The sequence below is a fragment of the Alteromonas sp. MTD1 genome, from assembly GCF_042848195.1.
In the GTDB taxonomy this organism is placed as follows: Bacteria; Pseudomonadota; Gammaproteobacteria; order Enterobacterales; family Alteromonadaceae; genus Alteromonas.
The window spans coordinates 77,185-98,178 of record NZ_BTGG01000010.1 but is presented as its reverse complement, the minus strand read 5'-3'; the positions used below and the strand labels follow the sequence as shown (position 1 = coordinate 98,178).

Below are 20,994 nucleotides of genomic sequence, written 5' to 3'. Positions count from 1 at the left end.
TGGTCTTACCAGTAAACCGTGAAGCGTGTGAAAAAGCAATATAGTGAGTATTTATTTTAGTGATATTTGTTTATCTACGCGCAGTAAACGCACGGTACTTGGGCTGTATCGCTATGTCTAATTACACGGCAAGGGTGAATACTTTCGAATTACGCTGAAAGTTGTACAGTTCTTTTTTAACCGACGGTAAAGCACTAATATCTGCAGGCTCAAAACCTTGTTCTAAGAACCAATGTGCCGTAACTGTAGTAAGCACAAATACCGTGTTAATACCTGCATCTTTCGCGCGTTGTCTTACTTCTTCAAGAATACGTTCCCCCCTGTTCTTGCCGCGATAATCTTGATGAGTAGCTACGCAAGCAAGCTCCGCACAGCCGTCTTCTGGGTATAGATAAAGTGCAGCGCAGGCGATGATCATCCCGTCACGCACTATTACAATAAACTGGTTAATTTCGTTTTCTAAGCGTTCACGAGAGCGTTTGACTAATACGCCACTTTCTTCCAACGGTTTAATAAGCCGTAAAATACCGCCCACATCGTCGATGGTTGCTGCGCGAAGCTGTTCATAATGGTGCTCCATTACCAGCGAACCAGTACCGTCGCGGGTAAACAGTTCTTGTAGCAAAGCACCATCTTGTTCGAAGCTAATGCAGTGTGCACGCGGTACACCTGCTGCAACGCTGGTGGTTAAAGCGCTAAGCACGGTATCTTCGGTGGTGATATCACCGGCTAACATATGCTGTTCTAATTGGGGGCGCTCTATTGTGCGTAAAAGCTTGCCTTCGCGATTGTATATACCGTCAAAATTTGAGAACACAATTAGCTTGTCGGCTTTAAGCGCAATGGCTGCCTGCGTTGCCACATCTTCATGAGATAAATTAAATACTTCACCGGTAGAGGAATATCCCATTGGCGACAACAGCACAATAGAGCCATCGTTAAGATGATCGTTTATACCTGTGGTGTCGACGCGGCGAACGAGGCCCGTGTTTTCAAAGTCTACGCCGTTTCGCACTCCCATAGGCTTTGCCACTACCAAGTTGCCGGAGCACACGCGTATTTGCGAGCCATGCATCGGCGAATTCGGCAGCCCCATAGTAAGTAATGCTTCAACCTGAGAGCGTACCGAGCCTGCGGCATCCTTTACACATTCAAGGGTTTGTTTGTCGGTAATACGCACACCATTGTCAAAGCGCCCTTCAATATTGCGAAGTGCCACGCGCTGGTCTATTTGTGGACGAGCACCATGCACCACCACTACTCGAACTCCTAAGCTATTGAGCAGAGCAATGTCGTGAATGATGTTAGGGAAGTTGGGGTGTTCGATGGCTTCGCCACCGAACATCAAAACAAAGGTTTTTCCCTGATGGGCATTTATGTATGGCAGCGAGCTGCGAAACAGTTTTATGCCATCGTGATGTGCTAATACCATGTGCGCGTCCTTTACTGCTAGCCTTGTTTGTCCAAGCTTTCTAGCTCTTGATAAAGTGCCTTTGTGACAGTCTCTTTGCTCGTGCCGCCTAAAATATTGCGCTGGTTTACGCCGTATTCCAGCTGTAATACCGGGTAAACGTCGTCTTCAATTTTGTCGCAAATGGCCTGCAAGTCACCAAGCGGCAAGTCTTCAATAGCACAGCCTTTTTCAATGGCCTGAAGTACTACGCGACCGGCAATATCGTGACCTGTTCTAAACGGCACACCTTTTCCTACTAGGTAATCGGCCAGTTCAGTGGCATTCGAGAAACCTTGTGTTGCCGCAACACGACAGCGCTCTTCATTAAGCTGAAGCGAGTCCAGCACTTCGCTGGCAATGCATAAACAAATATGCCATTGGTTTACGGTATCAATGGCACCTTCTTTGTCTTCCTGCATATCTTTGTTATACGCAAGGGGAAGACCTTTCATGGTCACCAGCAATGCCTGAAGAGAACCGAATACACGGCCACATTTACCGCGCATAAGTTCTAGTGCATCGGGGTTTTTCTTTTGTGGCATTAACGATGAACCAGACGTTACGCTATCACCCAATTGAAGAAAGCCTGCCTCGCCCGAGTTATAAAAAATCATATCTTCGGCTAAACGTGACAAGTGCATCATGCTGGTACTGGCAACAAACAAGAGCTCCAGTACGAAGTCTCTGTCTGAAACCGCGTCTAAGCTGTTCAAACAAGGAGAGTCAAAGCCTAGTTCCTGAGCAATAGCGTGGCGATCAACAGGAAAGGTAGTGCCAGCTAAAGCGCCCGAGCCTAAAGGGCATTGATTCATGCGCACTTTTAAGTCGTCTAAGCGGCTTAAATCACGTTTTAGCATTTCTACATAGGCTAAGCACCAATGCGCAAAGTGAATAGGCTGTGCGCGTTGTAAATGGGTGTAACCGGGAATGATGGCTTCTTGATGACGACTAGCAACATTAAGAAGCGATTTGATTACACCTAAAACGTCAGCACGCAGTGAGGCAATATGTTCACGTACCCACAAGCGAAAGTCAGTGGCTACTTGGTCGTTACGGCTTCGCCCTGTATGCAGTTTACGGCCAATGTCACCAAGCTTTTCAATAAGCGCGGCTTCTACAAAGCTGTGAATGTCTTCTTCGCTAGATGTATTGAAGTCTAATTCACCGGCTTCAGCCTGTGCTTTTAACTCGTTAAGTGCAGCTTCAAGCTGCACTTGTTCATCGGCAGTCAATACGCCTGCTTTTTGAAGCGCACGCGACCAGCTTATCGAGCCTTGAATATCTTGGCTTGCCATTACTTGGTCAAACGGTAGCGAGTCATTAACCTGTTTAAACATACTACTTGCGCCGGCTTCAAACCGACCACCCCACAACGCCATGTGTTGCTCCTTAAATACTGTGCTTTGCCTATGCTTTCTCTATCAAGAAACGCTTTTAAATAGCGCTTATTGCCCGCCTTGCTTTTTTAGTGCTTCGATACGACTTGAAAGGCTAAACAGGCGAATAAAGCCTTCGGCGTGTTTTTGGTCGTATACGTCATCGGCACCAAAGGTTGCAAAGTCTTCAGAATAAAGGCTATTAGGTGAACGACGCTGGGTTACCGTAGCTTGACCTTTGTATAGCTTAACTACGATGTCGCCCGTTACTTTCTTCGCAAAAGATGAAGCGCCTGCTAATAGCGCATCATTAAGAGCTGTAAACCAACGGCCGTCGTACATAACATGTGAGAACTCTAGGCCAATTTGCTCACGGTACTTAAGTGCAGCTTTATCGAGCACCATAGTTTCAAGGGCTTTGTAGGCCTTCAGCAATACAGTGCCTCCTGGTGTTTCATAACAGCCACGTGACTTCATACCTACAAGACGGTTTTCAACAATATCGATTCGTCCCACACCGTGGGCAGCGGCTACGGTGTTTAGCTTAACCAGCGCTTGATAAGGCGATAATGCTTCACCATCAACATGAGTAAGCGCTCCTTCGTTGAAAGACAGAGTTACGCGCTCTGGCGTGTCCGGCGCATCTTCAGGATCAACGGTCATGGTCCACACTTGCTTGGTAGGCTCTTGCCACGGATCTTCAAGTTCACCGCCTTCATGAGAGATGTGCCATGCGTTTGCATCTCGGCTGTATATTTTGGTGGCCGATGCAGTAGTAGCAATATTGCGCTCTGCAAGGTAGGCAAGTAAGTCTTCACGGCTTACCATGTCCCACTCACGCCATGGCGCGATTACGGTAAGATCTGGAGCTAGGGCAGCAAATGTACTTTCAAAACGAACTTGGTCGTTGCCTTTACCCGTACAGCCATGACAAAGTGCATCAGCACCCACTTTACGGGCAATTTCTACCTGCGCTTTTGCAATCACAGGGCGCGCCATAGAGGTACCAAGTAGATATTCACCTTCGTAAACGGCACCTGTGGTAATAGTCGGGAAGATATAGTCTCTGACAAACTCTTCTTTTAAGTCAACGATGTGGCATTCACTCGCACCTGACGCAATCGCTTTTTCATGAAGGCCTTCAAGTTCTTCATCGCCTTGGCCAACATCTGCCGCGAATGCAACCACTTCACAGCCGTAGTTTTCTTTTAGCCATGGAATAATGGCTGAAGTATCAAGCCCGCCAGAATAGGCCAGCACAATTTTTTTAACGTTTTGCATTTAAGTAATCCTCTTAAGCGTCTTCTTAAGCACTAAGCAATTGAGTAAGGATGGCGTTCTGGCCATGCATTCTGTTTTCGGCTTGCTGCATTAATAGCGATTTATCACTATCAATTAACGAGCCTGTAATTTCTAGGTCGCGATGGGCTGGCTGACAATGCATTACATAGCTTGCACCGGTTGCCTCCATTAGCGCCTCGTTTACCTGATAAGGTGCGAATTTTTCTTTAATGGCTTCAAGCGGTGTATCGTCGCCCATAGAAAGCCACGTGTCGGTGTAAATAACATCAGCACCGTTTGCGGCACTTAAATCATGACTTTGCACAATAGAAACGCCCGTTTTATCGGCAATGGTTTGTGCCTGCGCTACTATCTCGGCACTTGCTTCGTGACCTTCAGGCGTGACTACCACTTGATTACAGCCAAGTAATGCCCCGACAATTAACAGTGAATGCGTAACGTTGTTACCATCACCCACATACGCCATGGTTAACCCTTCTGTCTTTCCGAAACGCTCAAACATGGTTAGGTAGTCGGCCAAGCCTTGGCATGGGTGGTATTTATCACACAATGCATTGACTACAGGTACATCAGCGGCCTTAGCAAAGGTTTCAAGGGTACTGTGTGAAAACACGCGCGCTACAATAGCATCGGCCCAGCAGGCCAAGTTCGCAGCGGTATCTACGGCATCTTCACGACCCGCTAATTTGCCCGACTGAACATCTAAATACACCATGTGACCGCCAAGCTTATTAATACCAATATCAAAGCTAACGCGTGTGCGTAAAGACGGCTTTTCAAACAGGGCAACTACCGATTTACCGGCTAATACATTGCTGTAGCTTGCTGGCGCTTGTTTAATTTCTACTGCCAATTGCAGCAAATTTTTCATTGCCTCTGGTGACCAGTTTGCAAAGGTAAGTAGGTCCTGTTTCATTGTGCGTCTCCGGCTTGCTGCGAAACTGTACCCGCAGCTTTTGTAGGTAGTATTTGTGTACCTGTGTTTTGATTAAGAATGTCGGCGATATCGGCTATCCAATTCGCGATGTATACAGGGCGTTTGAGCGTGTCAGCAGACGCGAGCGCCGCATCCACTTTTACTTTCATACCGTCGGTAATAACGCCTTCACTGGCGTAATGGGCGATACTTTGTGCATTGAGTTCACGTAGTAGCATTTTATTAGCGTCTAGTACGCCATCTACATTTGAAAGTAGCAGCAGTTCGGCATCTAAAAGCTCTGCGATTACCGTTGCCGCTTGGTCAGCATTGACGTTAAGCAACCTGCCTTGAGGGCTAGAGCCAATAGAGCTGATGATAGGAAGCGTGTGCTGGGCTAATACATTTTTTAGAAATGCAGCATTGGCCGTAGAAGGTACGCCAACCGCACCATATTTATCGGCAAGTGGCTCACAAACCACCATGTTGCCGTCTAGTAACGATAGGCCTACAGGCGTAAGGCCGCTGGCAATGGCTGCGGCGCAAAGTTGTTTATTTGCCGAGCCTGCAAGTGCGCCACAAATATAGGGCATGTGCTCGTCGGGCGTTACGCGTAGCCCGTCAATTTTGCTGCTTTTCAGTCCAAGGCTTGCCATCAGCGTTTCAACCAGAGGCCCGCCACCGTGAACAATCACAACAGGGCGTTCGGCCTGAACTTCTTTAACGCTTAAAAATAAACGGGCCATGGCGGGTGCATCGTCAAGCAATGCACCGCCAACTTTTATAACAATTGGTGAACGGCTCATAGTACTAACCCTGTTTCTACTGGCTGTGCTGTCATAATGTTTAGGCATTGAATGGCTTGAGAAGCAGCGCCTTTCATTACGTTGTCTATTGCGGCGGTCACTACCGCATACCCCGATGTTTCATCTAACTTCCAATGCAAGTCAACAAAAGGCGTGTTCGCTACGTCATCTATTTTTGGAAAGCTTTCACGTAAACGTACAATAGGTTTATCAGCATAGGCCTGCGTATACGCTTGTTCAAGTTGCGTACTGGTAACACCTTGTTTCACCTTCACGGTAACCGTGGCTAATATGCCCCGTTTAAAGTTGCCTAAGTGCGGTGTGAATATCACAGGGGTGCCTAAATACGCTTCTATTTCAGGGGTGTGACGATGCCCTAGCACGCCATAAGCCTGTAGGCTTACTTCAAAAAAGCTGGTGGTAAGGCTGGCTTTTCTACCGGCGCCCGATACACCAGACACAGCGTTAATCACTGGCCTAACGGTATCATCTAACAGATTGTTCTCGGCAAGCGGCTTAAGCGCACTTAGGCTGGCAGTAGGGTAGCAGCCTGGTACGGCAACAACACTGGCGCTTGCTATGTTCTCTGGATACCACTCAGCAAGGCCATAAACTGCTTTTTGCAGGCAAGCGGCTTGCTGGTGCTCAAATCCGTAATAGCTCGCGAATACATCGGTATCTTTAAGCCTAAAGGCACCAGACAAATCCAGTACTTTGGCATTGCCCGACGTTAACGTAGGCATCCAGTCATGACTTGCCTCATGCGGCGTTGCAAGAAATATAAAATCCACGTTGTTTGCCAGCATGGTCAGTGCTTCAGCAGATATTGGGGTGAGTACGCTATCGACATGCGCTAGATTTCCGTGAAGCGAACCTATCTGTTTACCTGCATCGTTACTTTTTTCAGAAACATAGGTGCTGTGAAGCGACAACAAAGGGTGCTGCTTCACCAGCTGAACAAGTTGTGCTCCGGTGTAACCACTGGCGCCAATAATTGAAACGTTGTACATAATTTAAAATTCAATAAAAGGAGAAAAAATCACTTTTTACCTTTGTAAACTGATTGGGCGTATTCCGTTGCCTAACCGCTACCACATCACAAAGGTAAAAAGTGTGCTAACGCAAAAGCATAGAAGAGTGCACGCGTCGTCGCACGTTCTGCAGCGCGTAGCTAGCCAGGGGAGAGGTTAACTCTTTGTCGCTATGATTAAATGAACCAACAGCGTGAGTTGGTTGTGTCATCTTCAGTTCCTAATTTTGATAACCCAAGTATGGGCTAGATGCTTACACCGTATGCTAGTTTATCTTTATTGAATTTTTATGCAATAATAATGTATAAATATTTTGTATTTATTTCGCTGGTCTGCGCTCTTCATTTATAAAAAAGAGTTTACATTCTGAGTTGTTACAATTAGTTGACACAGTAAAAAGAAAAATGAATATTTATAATTCAAGCAGAGCATTGAGTACGTATTTCTACAAAGTGCCATCATTTAGGGCAAAGTAGTACGATGAAGGTGTAAAAACACAGTAGGTATTAAACGCAATCTTTACAGGTTAAGGATAAGGAATGGACAAGCTAACCATAGCGCTTGTTGCACACGATCATAAAAAGCCAGAGTTACTGGCTTGGGTAAAACAACATCAAGCGGTATTATCGCAATGCAACCTTGTGGCCACAGGCACAACAGGGGGGCTTATTGCAGAACAAACGGGGTTGGACGTTACGCGTTTTAAAAGCGGTCCTTTAGGCGGCGACCAACAAATAGGTGCGCTTATTGCGGAAAATAAGCTCGATGGATTGTTTTTTTTCTGGGACCCATTAAATGCAGCGCCCCACGACCCAGACGTAAAAGCACTGCTTCGCTTGTGTTCAGTATGGAATGTGCCTGTGGCATGCACGCCTGCCACAGCCGACCTTGTCATTACGTCGCCTTTGTTTTTGTCACCAGACTACAAGCCAACAAAGCCTCGATTCGATTAAATTAAAAAAGCGCTGTCATCGCAGAGTGCGAGTATGACAGCGCTGACAGATAAACAGTGTTAATGCTAAAGCGATAACATGTCTCGAAGTTCGCGCTCTTCAGTACGACGCGCTTTTAATGCTTGCTGCTGCGATTCAGTCAGTACTGCGAACATAGCTTGCTTGTGCTTCACCTTTGCTACGCCGGCAGCAACTAAGCTGTCTTTGTACTGCGCAAATAAGGCGTTAAAGGCGTCTTCTGAAAAAGCGTCGCTTCTTATTAACGACTGTTGTGCTTCTCTAAAGTCACGCATTACCACTTTATGCGTTTCAGAAGATACGGCAGCCTCTTCTCGTAAGGCCTTAAGCGATGCTTTCTGTTCACGTGTTAAATTTAAACCCTTGAACATGCCGTTTCGTCCGCTACGCTCGCTGTTTCGTTCACCTCGTTCAAAGTGGTCAAAACGTGCATTACGCTTCTTCATTTTGTCTTGCCTTGCTAGTAAGTGTTCCTCGCGACGCGCTTCACGTTCAGCTTCTTTTTCTTCTAGCAATTGCTGCTGTGAAGGCGTAAGCAACGCATAAATGTCGTGTCGCAACCGTGCAAAAGCAAAGCGTTTTGAAGCCGAAGTTTCTATTTTCCCTTCAATGAACTGGGTAAGTTCGGCTTCACTGGCGTCAGCCATTTCGAAAGAGGGGCGCTCAAAAGTACGTTCGTTGTCGTTTTGATGCGTTGCACGAAAGTTTGCAAACAGTACTTTCATTTCACTACGCTGAGCTTCTGTTAACGACAGGCCGCGTAGGTGTTTTACAATTTGTTCAACCGGCTCGTGGTGACGCATTGCGTTACTGCTATGCTTGGCTATTGCAAAGCTGCTAATGCTGCATGCTGCGATAATTGCACTGGCAATAATGACTTTATTCATTGTCGTCTCCTAGTTGTTCGGACAATGTAATCCTATCGCTTTGTGAAAAGAATGCAGTCAAGGTAACGTAAAGCTTGTGTAAAGGTGCCAACGTTTAGAGATTGTAAAGGTCTGAAAAGATATAGTAAGCGTAAGCAGCGAGAGACGATAAATGAGTTCAGATTTTCACTTTCAGTCGTTATTAGTTATTGATGACGATAAAGAATTAACCGACATGCTATCTACTTATTTAGAAAGTATGGGGTACAAAGTGCAAGTGCGTAACGATGGTGAAGCCGGGTTAGAAGAAGCGGTGTCTGGCCACCATTACGACCTAATATTGCTTGATGTAATGATGCCAAAAATGGATGGCTTCGATGTGCTTAAAAAACTGCGAGCAAGTCATGCAACACCCGTGCTTATGCTTACCGCCAGAGGCGACGATTACGACCGGATTCTAGGTTTAGAGATGGGGGCAGACGACTATTTACCTAAACCGTTTAATCATCGTGAGCTAGTGGCAAGAATAAAAGCTATTGTGCGTCGCCACAATATGGCTGCCGCGGGTAATGGGGTAGAACAAGACTTACTGGTTAACGGTGTGCATTTAAGCCCAAGCAGCCAAACTGCAAACGTTGACGGCGAGCCACTATCGTTAACTTCTACAGAGTTTTCCATACTGCGTTTACTTATGTTGCACGCCGCAAAACGCGTAACCAAAGAAGAGATTAGTTTGAAGGTATTGGGCAAGCCACTTCAGGCCTTTGATAGAAGTATCGATATGCATGTGAGTAATTTGCGAAAGAAAATAAATGCTGTATCGGTGGACGAAAAAATAAAGACCATTCGCGGTATTGGCTACATGCTGCTGACAGGGTCCAATTAAAAATGAAAAGCAAAATTAGTAACTGAAAGAGATAACATTAAAAGAGACTAGTATTGAAAACCTTGCTCGACAATATAAACCCTACCCGCGCCATAATGGGGCGTTTATTCCTGTGGTTTTGGGTAACATTTATTGTTACCGCACTGCTGGCTATATGGGGCGCACGATTATTTTTTGTTGATTTAGAAGTGTCTGAGATAACGCCCGATGAACTTGCTACATTAACAAGCATTACCCAACGTTTCGATCGCCCACGCCTATCACGCATGCCTTTACAAGAAGTGGTTAATCGCAACGCGCGTAGCTTACGGGGCCGCCTTATTGCCGTGAATACCGCCACACAAGACATTGTTATGTCGATGGGGCCGCCACTTCGAGAGAATGACATTCGCGATTTGAAGCGATTAGCCAAACAAACCTCTCCCATTGCCATAAAGCGTGGTGCACTTAAGCTTATTGGGCCTCTGTTCTTTGAGCGAAGAGGGGAACGCTACGCGCTTTTTTCTGCCAAGTTCGACTTACCTGAGAAAAAAACACCGCCTATTGTACTGTTCCTTATTATTGCGCTTATCACTACTACATTGCTTAGTTGGCTTTTCGCCAGAACATTTACTAACCCTATTTTGCATATTCAAGGTTCGGTAAAACGCCTTGCTGGCGGTGAGTGGCAGTCACGAGTAGGGCCTACGTCAAACCGCCAAGACGAGCTAGGTCAACTGGCTAGAGACTTTAATAAAATGGCCGAGCAGCTAGAGGCTATGTGGGGGGCGCAGAAGCGTCTGCTTGCAGATGTTTCTCACGAGCTGCGGTCACCCCTTGCCCGTTTGCAGATGGCGTTAGGGCTGGCGCATCAACAAAATGTCGACCCTGCAACGCTTGAGCGGGTAGAAAGAGAGGCCGACAGAATGGCGTCGCTTATCGATCAGCTTCTCGCGTTAAGCCGCGCAGAGGCAGGCGAGATAACGCTAAGTGCAACACCATTGCCGGATGTACTGAAAGAGGTGTTTACCGACGCACACTTTGAGGCAGTAAACAGTAATAAACAGCTGGTGGTATCTGAAGTTCCTACTTTTATAGTAAATGTAGACGCAGTAATGCTGTGTAGAGCGGTTGAAAATGTATTGCGCAATGCAATAAGACACAGCCACACAACAACACAAGTGTACTTCAGTGAAGACAATAATTTTTGGTCTTTGCATATTGTTGATGATGGAGACGGCTTGTCGTCGCAAGAATGCGAGCGAATTTTTGCGCCATTTTATCGCGCTTCTTTGGCCCGTGAGAGAGAGTCCGGTGGTGTGGGCTTGGGTTTATCCATTGCAAAAGCCGCCGTGGAGTTGCATCATGGACATATAACCGCCGCGCCGGCAGATACTGGTGGCCTTCATGTTACGTTGGCTTTTAAGAAAAGCTAACGTTACGCTTTTATAGCCATACTCGCACAACACGTAAATACGCTGGAGTATTGATGGCCCTTTTTGTCTATTTCCTGTTTTTATAGGTGCCACAATGAACTGGACGTTCACGTCAGAAAACAACCTTGCAAGTACTTTTGCTGCACACATTAATCCCTTTTGGAAAGAGCATGTCACTGAAAGTGAGTTCGTAGGCAAAGACAACGTAACCGTGCGCTATGCTTACTGTATTCCATCAGCGCCTAAGTCTACGCTAGTGATCAGTTCTGGGCGCATCGAATCGTATTTAAAATACAAAGAGTTCATTTACGATTTATATCAAAACGGTTTTGCTGTGTTTATTTTAGATCACCGTGGCCAAGGGCTGTCTGGGCGCATGACTCACGACCCACAGCATGGCTATGTAGCACACTTCGACGACTATGTAGACGATGTCATTACCTTCGTAAATACCATTGTAAAACCAAAGCAGCAGGGCGATTTACAGCTGGTATGTCATTCCATGGGCGGCGCAATTGGCGCACTTACGTTACTTCGCGTACCCACGTTATTTAGTAAAGCCGTACTAGCATCGCCCATGTTTGGCATTAAGCCTGCGCTTCCGAACTGGTTAGCTAACGGCCTTATTAGAACAGGTCTAGCGGTAAACAGAATGAAAAAACAAGATTCTGGTTACTTCTTTGGGCAAACCCCGTATATCGCGTTTCCCTATTCATTAAATAAACTTACGCACAGCAAAACCCGCTATGCGCTGTTTAGAGAGCTGTATGATGAAGAGCAAGAGATACAGCTAGGCGGTGTAACTACCGAGTGGCTTAAAGCGGCCCACGAAGCCATGAATACAATAGAAAATAGTGCTAGAGCCATAACCACGCCTACTTTGTTGTTTAGCGCAGATGCAGACAGCATTATCGACAACAAACGCCAGCGACGGGTGGCGCAGCAAATGCCGAATACCGAACTGGAAATAGTGCCAAGGGCTTACCACGAGTTATTTACCGAAGCGGATGACATAAGAGAGCGCACGCTAGCGCGGATGCTTGATTTCCTTGCCAGTGAGTAGGCGTGCCTTGTGTAGGTGCACCTGAAAAGCTACATGTGAAAAGCCCTCAAATGAAAACGTGATGATTGCTCACTTTTCATTGTAAAATGAACGCGTTTTTATTTAGTTAAGTTAATAGCACTAAGGTAGCGCAGTTAAGCATGTTAGATATTGTACTTTATCAACCAGAAATTCCGCCTAACACGGGTAATATCATTCGCTTGTGTGCAAACAGCGGTTTTACGTTACACCTTATCGAGCCACTGGGATTTGAATGGGATGATAAACGAGTGCGTCGAGCAGGGTTAGATTACCATGAGTTTGCTCATGTTAAGCGCCACGCTAGTTTAGACGCGTACTTAGAAGATGCTAAACCTAATCGTGTATTTGCTTGCACCACCAAAGGTAAGGCATTTCATAGCGACGTAAGCTATCAAAAGGGCGATGCACTTATCTTTGGCCCCGAAACGAGAGGGTTGCCCGACGATTATATCCAGTCGTTACCGCCAGAGCAGCGCGTGCGTATTCCCATGCTACCAGATAGTCGCAGTATGAATTTATCAAATGCGGTGTCGGTGTTTGTGTATGAAAGCTGGCGTCAATTTGGTTACGAAGGGGCAAGATAAAACCGAATCTGTACAAGCTATAGCAAAAGAAAAAGGCTGCAATGCAGCCTTTTTTTTAACGGTTAAAATGGCGAGTTGCCTTTTAAGCTTCTTGCTTCAAGTCTCGTCCTAGCAGTGCTAATGCTGCATCTTTAGGTGACTTGCCATGATAAAGCACCGCATAAATTTGCTCGCAAATTGGCATTTCAACGCCAACCTTTTCAGACAGCACGTGTACTTCTTCGGTGTTCCGGTAGCCTTCTACTACCTGACCAATCTCTTCAATGGCTACGTCTACGCTTTTACCTTGCCCTAATGCTAGGCCAAAGCGGCGATTACGCGACTGGTTATCGGTACAGGTAAGTACAAGGTCGCCAAGGCCTGCCATTCCCATAAAGGTTTCAGGGGTGGCGCCTAGCTTTACGCCTAAGCGAGTTAGCTCAGCTAATCCGCGCGTGATAAGCGCCGTTCGTGCGTTAGCACCAAAACCAAGACCATCGGCAAGGCCCGCGCCTATCGCGATAACGTTTTTCACTGCGCCGCCCAACTGCACACCAGTAAAATCTGAGTTTTTATACACTCTGAAAGATTTGGCGCAATGGAGTTTCGCTGCAAACTCATCACTTAGTGTGTCGTCGGTAGATGAAAGTGAAATGGCCGTGGGTAAACCTGCTACCATTTCTTTTGCGAAGGTAGGTCCAGACAAAACCGCCAGAGGGTGGTCAGTACCTAATATTTCTTCTGCCACATCGCGCAGTAATCGGCCAGTTTTGGGCTCAAGCCCTTTGGTAGCCCAAATAATGCGTTGATGAGGTTTCAGTAATGGCTTTAAGCTTTGAAGCATTGCAGAGAATGCATGGCTAGGCACTACTACTAAGATATCTTGGCTGGCAGCAACCACTTCTTCTAAATTGCCATTTACCACTAGCGCATCAGGAAAAGTTGCGCCGGGTAGGTAACGTGCATTCTCTCGGTTCGCTTCCATTTCAGCAATATGCCTTTCATCACGGCCCCAAAGAAGAGTGGGGTTGCCATTTCTGGCTAAACAAAAAGCAAGGGCGGTGCCGTAAGACCCCGCCCCCAATACTGAAACCGAATTCGACTTCATCTCCACCTTATTAGGCGTCCATTTTTGGTGTTTCGCCTTGTGCTTGCTGTGCACGTTTTTGCACGTAAGCTGCGAAGATCGCGTCAAAGTTAACAGGCGCTAGGTTAAGCGGAGGGAATGTGCCACGGTTAACCAAGTTTGAAATCGTTTCACGGGCATATGGGAAAAGCATGTTCGGGCAGAACGAGCCAAGCGTGTGTGCTTTTGCTTGGTCAGGCATTTCGCCAATTTGGAATATACCAGCTTGCTGTACTTCACATAAGAAGCCCGTTTCTTCGCCAAGCATTGCAGTAACTGTTACAGATAGCACTACTTCATAAACGTTTTCGTCAAGCTTGTTAGTGCTTGTATCGATATCCAGTTTAATTTCTGGTTTCCATTCTTTCATGAAAACAGCTGGCGCATTAGGCGACTCGAAAGAGATATCTTTAGTGAAGATACGCTGAATATTAAACTGCGGGCCCTGTTGAGGTTGTGCTGCCGCTGCGTCGCCGTTGTTTGTCTGATTTTCGTCAGCCATGGTATTTCCTATTAATTTTGTCGTTTTAATTTAATGTAGTGCGTTGCTAAAAGCGCTGACGCTTACTTATTGCTTTAATCTAAACCCAGCATTGGGTTTAGTTTGCTCTGAGCTTCTAAAGCCATCATATCATCACAGCCGCCCACGTGCTGATCGTCAATGAAAATCTGTGGCACAGTCCAACCGCCGTTTGCACGCTCAATCATTTCGTCACGAAGCTCTGGCTTTACATCTATTGGGTACTCAATAAATTCTACACCTTTTTGTGTCAGCAGTGCTTTTGCACGATGGCAGTATGGGCAGTGGCCCTTGGTGTAAAGTTCTACTTTGCTCATAACGGTTACCTGTTATTTAGAGACGGGAAGACTGGCGCTTTGCCAAGCGTTCATACCGCCTTTTAATACATTAACATTCGCGAAGCCATCTTTAAGCATCGCATTGGCTGTACCACGAGCCTGATTACCCATAGCGCATACTACGATAATGGGTTTGTCTTTACTGTTTTCAAGCTTCTTAAAGTTTTTCTCGCGCAACTCTTCAGGTTTTATCTGTCTTGCACCTAAAATATGGCCCGCTTTGAACTCTTTTGCAGCTCGCGTATCAAGTACAACTGCATCGCTTTTGTTCATTAAAAGTGTTGCCTCGTGTGTACTTACTTCTTTTACTGATGATGTCCACGCACTGATGTAGCTAAATATAAGCATACCCACAAGCGCCATCCAAATACCGGCAAGAACAATATTGTTACCAGCAAATTCAACTAGTTGATCCATTACCTCTAACCCTGTCTACAGACCTTGAAAAGAGTGCAAAGTATATAGAAAAATAGACGAGAAACCAGCCTACTGATGTTTTGATGTTGTAGGCAGTGAACGTTGTAAGCCTTGCCATTGTTGCAATCAGCACTTTGAAATGATGAGAACGGTTTAATCTAGAGTTAAAGTTAAGATAAAAGTACAATACACAACACAATGTTAGATGGTTGATATTACGAATAAATTGCACTGGGCATATCACTGTACCTCAGATACACTGGCTTACTGAGCACCTTTGCACAATAATTTAATAAAAGACGAATTACCCTGTTCATGTTTAATCGCTTTGTTACCGTTTTTAATGTTGCTATCTTTTGCGCGCTAGCTTTTGGCTTGGCGCTTGGTTTATCGCTTAGTTTCGCTGCTCCAGTAGCTGCACAAGAGCAAGCAGGCCAGCAAAAAGAGAAGCTTGCCGAGCTGCAAGCAGAGCTACGCGCTCGCCAGCAAGTGCTTGAAAACAGTAAAGCAAGTGCTCAAGAGCTAGAAGACGTGTTGAAAAGCTCTGAGCTTGAAATAGCAAAAGTAGCGAAAGCGTTAGCAAACACTAAGCAATCGCTTGAAAAGGTTGAAAGCGAGCAGACCTCCCTCGAGAACGAACAAAGTGAATTAAAAACAGCAATTAGACAGCAGCAGTCGTTACTATCAAGCCAATTGAAAAGCGCCTTTATGGCAGGGCATTACGACTATGCCAAAATGCTCTTCTACCAAGACGATGCGCGAACCTTCGAGCGTGTTATTACTTACTATCAATATGTGGCGAAAGCACGGCAGCAAGAAATTGAAAATTTCAGAGCTAACGTAGCGCGACTAGAAGCTGTAACGCTTGAGCTTGAAGAAAAGGCGCAGGCGCTGGCATCACTACAGGCGGACCAAGAAAACCAGCGAGCCGTGTTAATTACCCGTCAAAACGACAGAAAAACCACGCTGAAGAAAATAAAAAGCACCATTGCCTCGGAAAGCCAACGCATAGCGTCGTTACAGGCCGACGAACAAGCACTTAAGGACGCCATTGAAGCCGCACGTTTAGCAGCAGAGAGGGCGGCTCGCGAAGCAGAGATCACGCTAGACGGATTAGCAAAGCTGAAAGGTAAACTATCATCGCCCGTTGATGGAAGAATAAGAAACTTGTTCGGAAATCGACGACAGGGGCAGGTACGCTGGAAAGGCATCATTATTGATGGCGCTGAGGGCGACCCGGTTAATTCTATTGCGCCGGGCAAAGTACTGTATTCTGACTGGTTACGCGGCTTTGGGCTGGTGTCTATTATTGATCATGGCAAAGGCTATATGAGTGTTTATGGCCACAATCAGGCATTGCTCAAGCAAGCGGGTGATGAAGTAAGACAGGGCGAACGTATCGCACTGGTTGGGCGAAGTGGTGGACAAGAATATCCTAACCTATATTTCGAAATTCGTCATAAAGGCAAAGCGTTAAATCCACGAGCTTGGTTTAATTAATAGCAAAAAGTTGAATATCACCAATTAATTGGTATGCTTTTTAAAACAGCACAGTAGTTTAAAGCGCCAGCGCTAAGGTTATCCAAAGAGATAGCCAATAAGGCGAAGCTACTGTGCACGAAACCTAGACGCGTTATTTCTTGGGGAAGACTGGTGTTAATTAATGCCAGAATATAACGCGCCGCAATAGCGTTTCAGATAAAAATAACGATAAATAAATGGATAATTGAAGATGCGCATGCGTCTTATAATAACAAGTCTGTTGTGTGTGCTAAGCGGGCTACTTTGCCATGCAGTAATGGCAAAGTCCGACATCATAATTATATTAGATGACCTGGGTTACAGGCCGTCCGATGTCGCTGCTTTCTCACTTCCTAAAGAAGTGACGTTTTCAATACTACCTCAAACGCCCCTTTCTGAAGATATTGCCAAACGCGCTGAACAAGAAGGGCGTGCTGTTATGCTTCATATGCCCATGCAGTCGCAAAAAGGCCTGAACATGGGGCCGCTTGGTTTATCAACCGATATGTATGCCGGTGCTATTACCCATACGTTACGCCGAGCTATAAAAAGCGTGCCCAACGCTGTGGGTGTCAATAACCACATGGGTAGCGCATTTACAGGTCAAGAGCAGGCTATGGAAGCGCTAATGCAGGAAATAAAGCGCCAAGGACTTTTCTTCGTAGACAGTCGCACAACAGTCCAAACAAAAGGTGAAGAAGTTGCTGAGCGTGTTGGTGTACCGAGTGTAAGTAGGCAAGTATTTCTCGATCACGAACTAAGCGAGGCATTTCTATCACGCCAATTCAATCGCATGAAGCGCATTGCTAAAAAGCGTGGGCAGGTGGTTGTTATCGGTCATCCTCATCCAGAAACCATTGCTTTCTTGCAAAAGCACTTACCTACGCTTGAAGCAGAAGGGTTTAACTTAAAGTCTGTTGCAGATTATTTTGCACCTACTGAAGCATTAGCTTCTACAAGTCTTCCCGATATGTCTAGCTCTGCGCCAAATGAATAAGGCTGGCTGTATTTGAATTAAAACGCCTTTAATACAATGTTTTCTCATGTATTCGCTTTTTACTTCCCTTTGAACTTCCTTTTACACATCAGCAAACTTTCAACGAGTTAGGCGTGCAGCACCTTTGGAAAGACGCTTTTAGTTGATTTCAAGGTTTACCAATTAGTCTATTTTGATCTCAGTAAGTCCAAAATTTAATGTGCTTACCTTTCTCATTCTGCGTACTCTGTTATAATATAACGTCCGACGCGTAGCATTGATGTTTTTGGTAACGAGAATTTGTGGTAATGACTCCAATTGAAGATAATCCAGCAAAATTAGACAGACTTGGCATTTGGGTGTCTAGCCTGTGTGCACTGCATTGTCTCGCGTTACCGCTTTTGGTGCCGTTACTTCCGTTAATTGGCTCTAGCTTTTTTGCGCAAGTATGGTTCGAAAGGGCTATTTTATCGTTTTCGCTGATTGTGGGGGCAGTTGCCTTATTAAATGGTGCGCTGCGTTACCATGGTAAATTTTACCCGTTGGGTTTGTTATTTAGCGGCGGCGTTATTTATTGGTTCAAAGATATCTTCGGACATCACTACGAACCGTTTACCATAGCAATAGGCGCAATGTTAATAGTGGCGGGACATTGGGTGAATATGCGCTTATGCCGTCAGTGTAAGTGTTGCAAGAATACAGTGTTCAGCGAGCACTTATCTACTGAGTTAAAATAAAGCTACTGCGCCAGGGTATAGTTGCTGTTGCGCCAGCGAAAAGGTGCGTTCGCCAGCATTTTTCATACTAAGACTTTTCCGATACGGTATCTTTTGCCAAGGCTCTTTTTGCCATGACTCTTTTTGCTAGTTCGGGCACATTGGTGAAAATACCCGTAACACCCCACTGCGCCAACATTTCCATATCTTTGGGTTCGTCTACGGTGTACACGTACACATTAAACCCTTCAGACAGCGCCGTTTGTACAAAGGTTTTATCTACCGCATCTAACGCAATATTCACTGAATAAGCATTTAACGCCTTGGCACTGGCCGTGCAATCTAATTCGTAGCTTGCTGACAATGCGCCAATCTTAACTTCTGGCCATAAATCGGTAATGGCTTTAAGCCAATGATGATTAAACGACGATACTAAAACGTGCTCAATGGCAATCTGGCTTTGTGATAACGCTGCTTTCACGTCGTTCACCCAGCGTTTAACGTCAACAAGGTGCTTTATTTCAATGTTGCACCATTTATTGGCTGGTACCACACCTAGCGTTTCACTTAACGTGGGTATGTGTTCACCGTCACCAATGTCGAAGGTTTGTAGCGTAGACCACGGCGTTTCAAGCAGATACCCTTCGGCGTTCGCCCGTCGTCTTAACGTTCTGTCGTGAAAAACAATAATGCCGTTTTCGTGCTGATAAACATCGAACTCAATACCATCGGCATGTTGCGAAAATGCCAAGCGAAACGCTTTTAAGGTGTTTTCTGGTGCGTCTTTACTCGCGCCGCGGTGAGCATAAATGCGCATAACGTTTCCTAGTTAGACGTATCGTTATTGTGGAGCTTGTGGGTATTCAGCGTTTCATACACAGAGGCAGAAGTAATAAGTATACCTCCTAAAAGCGTAACCCACGTTGGCTTTTCATCAAGAAGCAGTACCGCAAGAAAAACACCATAAAGCGGCTGCATGCAGGCAATAAGTGAAAACGTTTTTGCTCGCAAATGGCGAAGGCTTGCAGCAATAAGTGCGTGAGGTAAGGCGGTAAACACAGTACCAAGTAACAGTAATAATAACCATGTACTGTTGGAAGCTTGGGCAATGCTTGCGCTGCCAAATGGCATTAACAAAATTGCGATTACCAGCGTTTGCCATGCCATTGCTTGGGCGCCGCTGTAATGTTTAAAGTGCTTACGGTGAATAAGGTTTCTGAACGAGTAAAGTATTGCCGAGGCGATACCAATAAGCACACCCAGAGTAACGTCGTTTTCAAGTGACGTTTCGGGCACGATAAGATACACGCCCGCAATGACTGTGAGCGTCGACACAACGTCTTGCCAAACCAGTCGTACTTTTTCGAAAAACGGTTCAATAAGTACCGTGATCACCGGGAAAGTAAACAACGCTATCATGCCTACCGATACACCAGCATACTGCATAGCAGCAAAATACGTTACCCAATGCAGTGCCATGAGCACGCCAAGACCTAGCGCAACGCCGTAGTCTTTTTTCGAATTAAGGGTAATTTTTTGTTGGGCCAGTTTTAAAAATGCAAACAGGGCTATAAAAGCAAAAACCGAGCGCACAAGCGTAATATCGCTAGCGCTTAGCGGCACTAACCTTGAGAAAAGGGCCGTGCCACCAAGTAGAATAACCGTAAGGTGCAGCGATATTAGGCTTTTTTTAACAGCATCCATAAGTTAGCTGTCAGAGCCCTCAGCGGAAGAAGAACTATCGGCAGAGCCCTCAGCAGAAGAAGTCTCTACTTCATTAACACGACTCGCCATGGGTTCACCTAAACGTGTCACCATGCCAGGCGCCATGTCATCAAAGTTAATCATGTCTTTTTCAAAACACACTACAATGGTAGAGCCAAGCTTAAAGCGTCCAAGCTCGTCGCCTTTAGCCAGTTTAACCGCAGCTTCACTGTCTTTCTCATAAGACCAATGCTGAACGTTTTTACCTGCTGGTGGTGTTACTGTACCTGCCCAAACGGTTTCAATGCTAGCAACAATAGTGGCGCCAACAAGCACCATGGCCATTTTGCCAACCGGCGTGTCGAAAAGCGCTACCACGCGTTCGTTGCGTGCAAATAGACCTGGGATATTCTGTGCAGTTAATGGGTTTACTGAAAACAGCTCACCTGGCACGTAAATCATGTCAGTAAGCGTACCTTCAACAGGCATGTGAATGCGGTGGTAGTCGCGCGGCGCTAGATAAATAGTAGCGAACTTACCGTTTTTGTAAGGTGCAGCTACCTCGGGTTTCCCGCCAAGTAGCGTAGTTAAGCTAAAGTCGTGGCCTTTCGCTTGAAAAATACTGTCGCTGTTTATATCGCCGAACTGGCTTACCGTGCCGTCTACTGCATGAATAAGCACGTTTTCATCATTATTAATTGTGCGTGCTTCTGGCTTTAAAGGGCGAGTGAAAAAGGCATTAAAGCTGCGATAATGAGCCGGGTCTTCATACAGTGCCTCGGTCATATCCACGTTGTACTGCTTGATAAATGCTTTTATGAAAAACGTTGTTACGCTTCCCATTTCCGCTGCAGCAAGCAGGCCCACGGCGCGGGAAAGCAAGTGCTTAGGGGTAACATACTGTAAATTAACTTTAAGCCAGTCTAACACTGAGTATCTCCATTATTTGGGCGGGCACGATTCACGTAGAACATCCACATTCATCACCCGATATATCTTCTGCAACG

22 protein-coding genes are annotated in these 20,994 nt (G+C 45.9%); 8 read left to right on the top strand and 14 right to left on the bottom strand.

Translation table 11 applies throughout. From position 1 onward, the window contains the following. Positions 1-121 precede the first annotated feature (121 nt). The 6 genes from argA to argC form a co-directional block, all read right to left on the bottom strand. On the bottom strand, positions 122-1,432 hold the full coding sequence (gene argA / locus ACGHAV_RS14485; RefSeq protein WP_390382123.1) for an amino-acid N-acetyltransferase: 1,311 nt from the start codon (positions 1,430-1,432) through the stop codon (positions 122-124). A gap of 17 nt (positions 1,433-1,449) precedes the next feature. Beyond that, the gene (argH, locus tag ACGHAV_RS14480) at positions 1,450-2,832 is read right to left on the bottom strand and encodes an argininosuccinate lyase (RefSeq protein ID WP_390382121.1); all 1,383 of its coding nucleotides are present in this window, start codon (positions 2,830-2,832) and stop codon (positions 1,450-1,452) included. Positions 2,833-2,898: 66 nt separating this feature from the next. After that, a complete protein-coding gene (locus ACGHAV_RS14475; protein ID WP_390382118.1) occupies positions 2,899-4,110 on the bottom strand; it encodes an argininosuccinate synthase in 1,212 nt (403 codons plus the stop codon). Between the two features lie 25 nt (positions 4,111-4,135). Continuing rightward, positions 4,136-5,047: an ornithine carbamoyltransferase gene (locus tag ACGHAV_RS14470; protein WP_390382115.1), complete on the bottom strand. Its 912-nt coding sequence runs from the start codon at positions 5,045-5,047 to the stop codon at positions 4,136-4,138. Beyond that, the gene (gene argB / locus ACGHAV_RS14465) at positions 5,044-5,853 is read right to left on the bottom strand and encodes an acetylglutamate kinase (protein ID WP_390382112.1); all 810 of its coding nucleotides are present in this window, start codon (positions 5,851-5,853) and stop codon (positions 5,044-5,046) included. The genes ACGHAV_RS14470 and argB overlap by 4 nt, the downstream gene beginning before the upstream one ends. Further along, positions 5,850-6,863: an N-acetyl-gamma-glutamyl-phosphate reductase gene (argC, locus tag ACGHAV_RS14460; RefSeq protein WP_390382109.1), complete on the bottom strand. Its 1,014-nt coding sequence runs from the start codon at positions 6,861-6,863 to the stop codon at positions 5,850-5,852. The genes argB and argC overlap by 4 nt, the downstream gene beginning before the upstream one ends. Before the next feature lie 560 nt (positions 6,864-7,423). On the opposite strand from argC, the gene ACGHAV_RS14455 reads away from it, so the two are divergent. Then, positions 7,424-7,837, top strand: coding sequence for a methylglyoxal synthase (locus ACGHAV_RS14455; protein WP_390382106.1), 414 nt, complete (start codon positions 7,424-7,426; stop codon positions 7,835-7,837). Positions 7,838-7,902: 65 nt separating this feature from the next. Here ACGHAV_RS14455 and ACGHAV_RS14450 read toward each other — a convergent pair whose 3' ends face one another. Further along, positions 7,903-8,742: a Spy/CpxP family protein refolding chaperone gene (locus tag ACGHAV_RS14450; RefSeq protein ID WP_390382103.1), complete on the bottom strand. Its 840-nt coding sequence runs from the start codon at positions 8,740-8,742 to the stop codon at positions 7,903-7,905. 151 nt (positions 8,743-8,893) lie between these two features. Between ACGHAV_RS14450 and ACGHAV_RS14445 the strand changes: the two genes are divergently transcribed. From ACGHAV_RS14445 to trmL, 4 genes are all read left to right on the top strand, one after another. After that, a complete protein-coding gene (locus tag ACGHAV_RS14445; protein WP_390382100.1) occupies positions 8,894-9,607 on the top strand; it encodes a response regulator in 714 nt (237 codons plus the stop codon). A 53-nt stretch (positions 9,608-9,660) separates the two neighbouring features. Next, positions 9,661-11,022 (top strand): ATP-binding protein, encoded by a 1,362-nt coding sequence (locus ACGHAV_RS14440; protein WP_390382097.1) that lies wholly within the window; start codon positions 9,661-9,663, stop codon positions 11,020-11,022. A gap of 94 nt (positions 11,023-11,116) precedes the next feature. After that, positions 11,117-12,085: an alpha/beta fold hydrolase gene (locus ACGHAV_RS14435; RefSeq protein WP_390382094.1), complete on the top strand. Its 969-nt coding sequence runs from the start codon at positions 11,117-11,119 to the stop codon at positions 12,083-12,085. A 140-nt stretch (positions 12,086-12,225) separates the two neighbouring features. Continuing rightward, entirely contained in the window at positions 12,226-12,690 is a 465-nt protein-coding gene (trmL, locus tag ACGHAV_RS14430) for a tRNA (uridine(34)/cytosine(34)/5-carboxymethylaminomethyluridine(34)-2'-O)-methyltransferase TrmL (protein ID WP_334015590.1), read from the top strand. 82 nt (positions 12,691-12,772) lie between these two features. Here trmL and gpsA read toward each other — a convergent pair whose 3' ends face one another. The 4 genes from gpsA to ACGHAV_RS14410 all read right to left on the bottom strand — a co-directional run bounded on the left by gpsA (position 12,773) and on the right by ACGHAV_RS14410 (position 15,070). Further along, positions 12,773-13,777, bottom strand: coding sequence for an NAD(P)H-dependent glycerol-3-phosphate dehydrogenase (gene gpsA, locus ACGHAV_RS14425; RefSeq protein WP_390382090.1), 1,005 nt, complete (start codon positions 13,775-13,777; stop codon positions 12,773-12,775). Between the two features lie 10 nt (positions 13,778-13,787). Continuing rightward, positions 13,788-14,297: a protein-export chaperone SecB gene (gene secB / locus ACGHAV_RS14420; RefSeq protein WP_390382087.1), complete on the bottom strand. Its 510-nt coding sequence runs from the start codon at positions 14,295-14,297 to the stop codon at positions 13,788-13,790. 74 nt (positions 14,298-14,371) lie between these two features. Beyond that, a complete protein-coding gene (grxC, locus tag ACGHAV_RS14415; protein ID WP_334015593.1) occupies positions 14,372-14,632 on the bottom strand; it encodes a glutaredoxin 3 in 261 nt (86 codons plus the stop codon). Between the two features lie 12 nt (positions 14,633-14,644). Further along, a complete protein-coding gene (locus tag ACGHAV_RS14410) occupies positions 14,645-15,070 on the bottom strand; it encodes a rhodanese-like domain-containing protein (RefSeq protein ID WP_390382084.1) in 426 nt (141 codons plus the stop codon). A 315-nt stretch (positions 15,071-15,385) separates the two neighbouring features. Between ACGHAV_RS14410 and ACGHAV_RS14405 the strand changes: the two genes are divergently transcribed. From ACGHAV_RS14405 to ACGHAV_RS14395, 3 genes are all read left to right on the top strand, one after another. Next, positions 15,386-16,570 carry a murein hydrolase activator EnvC family protein gene (locus ACGHAV_RS14405; protein WP_390382081.1) on the top strand — a complete coding sequence of 395 codons (1,185 nt, stop codon included), beginning with the start codon at positions 15,386-15,388 and terminating at the stop codon, positions 16,568-16,570. A gap of 232 nt (positions 16,571-16,802) precedes the next feature. Next, positions 16,803-17,588: a divergent polysaccharide deacetylase family protein gene (locus ACGHAV_RS14400; RefSeq protein WP_390382078.1), complete on the top strand. Its 786-nt coding sequence runs from the start codon at positions 16,803-16,805 to the stop codon at positions 17,586-17,588. Positions 17,589-17,875: 287 nt separating this feature from the next. Beyond that, positions 17,876-18,304 (top strand): MerC domain-containing protein, encoded by a 429-nt coding sequence (locus ACGHAV_RS14395; RefSeq protein WP_390382075.1) that lies wholly within the window; start codon positions 17,876-17,878, stop codon positions 18,302-18,304. Positions 18,305-18,371: 67 nt separating this feature from the next. Here the strand turns inward: ACGHAV_RS14395 and ACGHAV_RS14390 are convergent, their stop codons facing one another. From ACGHAV_RS14390 to asd, 3 genes are read right to left on the bottom strand one after another with little or no spacing between them, the layout of a single operon-like run. Then, positions 18,372-19,100: a glycerophosphodiester phosphodiesterase gene (locus ACGHAV_RS14390; RefSeq protein WP_390382072.1), complete on the bottom strand. Its 729-nt coding sequence runs from the start codon at positions 19,098-19,100 to the stop codon at positions 18,372-18,374. Between the two features lie 8 nt (positions 19,101-19,108). Then, positions 19,109-19,987 (bottom strand): DMT family transporter, encoded by an 879-nt coding sequence (locus ACGHAV_RS14385; protein ID WP_390382069.1) that lies wholly within the window; start codon positions 19,985-19,987, stop codon positions 19,109-19,111. A 3-nt stretch (positions 19,988-19,990) separates the two neighbouring features. Further along, entirely contained in the window at positions 19,991-20,917 is a 927-nt protein-coding gene (gene asd, locus ACGHAV_RS14380; RefSeq protein WP_390382066.1) for an archaetidylserine decarboxylase, read from the bottom strand. Positions 20,918-20,994: the final 77 nt, after the last annotated feature.

What these genes read in the sequence shown, in the direction of transcription:
- argA (WP_390382123.1), bottom strand. Translation starts at nt 1,432, where the DNA reads ATGGTATTAGCACATCACGATGGCATAAAACTGTTTCGCAGCTCGCTG.
- argH (WP_390382121.1), bottom strand. Translation starts at nt 2,832, where the DNA reads ATGGCGTTGTGGGGTGGTCGGTTTGAAGCCGGCGCAAGTAGTATGTTT.
- ACGHAV_RS14475 (WP_390382118.1), bottom strand. Translation starts at nt 4,110, where the DNA reads ATGCAAAACGTTAAAAAAATTGTGCTGGCCTATTCTGGCGGGCTTGAT.
- ACGHAV_RS14470 (WP_390382115.1), bottom strand. Translation starts at nt 5,047, where the DNA reads ATGAAACAGGACCTACTTACCTTTGCAAACTGGTCACCAGAGGCAATG.
- argB (WP_390382112.1), bottom strand. Translation starts at nt 5,853, where the DNA reads ATGAGCCGTTCACCAATTGTTATAAAAGTTGGCGGTGCATTGCTTGAC.
- argC (WP_390382109.1), bottom strand. Translation starts at nt 6,863, where the DNA reads ATGTACAACGTTTCAATTATTGGCGCCAGTGGTTACACCGGAGCACAA.
- ACGHAV_RS14455 (WP_390382106.1), top strand. Translation starts at nt 7,424, where the DNA reads ATGGACAAGCTAACCATAGCGCTTGTTGCACACGATCATAAAAAGCCA.
- ACGHAV_RS14450 (WP_390382103.1), bottom strand. Translation starts at nt 8,742, where the DNA reads ATGAATAAAGTCATTATTGCCAGTGCAATTATCGCAGCATGCAGCATT.
- ACGHAV_RS14445 (WP_390382100.1), top strand. Translation starts at nt 8,894, where the DNA reads ATGAGTTCAGATTTTCACTTTCAGTCGTTATTAGTTATTGATGACGAT.
- ACGHAV_RS14435 (WP_390382094.1), top strand. Translation starts at nt 11,117, where the DNA reads ATGAACTGGACGTTCACGTCAGAAAACAACCTTGCAAGTACTTTTGCT.
- trmL (WP_334015590.1), top strand. Translation starts at nt 12,226, where the DNA reads ATGTTAGATATTGTACTTTATCAACCAGAAATTCCGCCTAACACGGGT.
- gpsA (WP_390382090.1), bottom strand. Translation starts at nt 13,777, where the DNA reads ATGAAGTCGAATTCGGTTTCAGTATTGGGGGCGGGGTCTTACGGCACC.
- secB (WP_390382087.1), bottom strand. Translation starts at nt 14,297, where the DNA reads ATGGCTGACGAAAATCAGACAAACAACGGCGACGCAGCGGCAGCACAA.
- grxC (WP_334015593.1), bottom strand. Translation starts at nt 14,632, where the DNA reads ATGAGCAAAGTAGAACTTTACACCAAGGGCCACTGCCCATACTGCCAT.
- ACGHAV_RS14410 (WP_390382084.1), bottom strand. Translation starts at nt 15,070, where the DNA reads ATGGATCAACTAGTTGAATTTGCTGGTAACAATATTGTTCTTGCCGGT.
- ACGHAV_RS14405 (WP_390382081.1), top strand. Translation starts at nt 15,386, where the DNA reads ATGTTTAATCGCTTTGTTACCGTTTTTAATGTTGCTATCTTTTGCGCG.
- ACGHAV_RS14400 (WP_390382078.1), top strand. Translation starts at nt 16,803, where the DNA reads ATGCGCATGCGTCTTATAATAACAAGTCTGTTGTGTGTGCTAAGCGGG.
- ACGHAV_RS14395 (WP_390382075.1), top strand. Translation starts at nt 17,876, where the DNA reads ATGACTCCAATTGAAGATAATCCAGCAAAATTAGACAGACTTGGCATT.
- ACGHAV_RS14390 (WP_390382072.1), bottom strand. Translation starts at nt 19,100, where the DNA reads ATGCGCATTTATGCTCACCGCGGCGCGAGTAAAGACGCACCAGAAAAC.
- ACGHAV_RS14385 (WP_390382069.1), bottom strand. Translation starts at nt 19,987, where the DNA reads ATGGATGCTGTTAAAAAAAGCCTAATATCGCTGCACCTTACGGTTATT.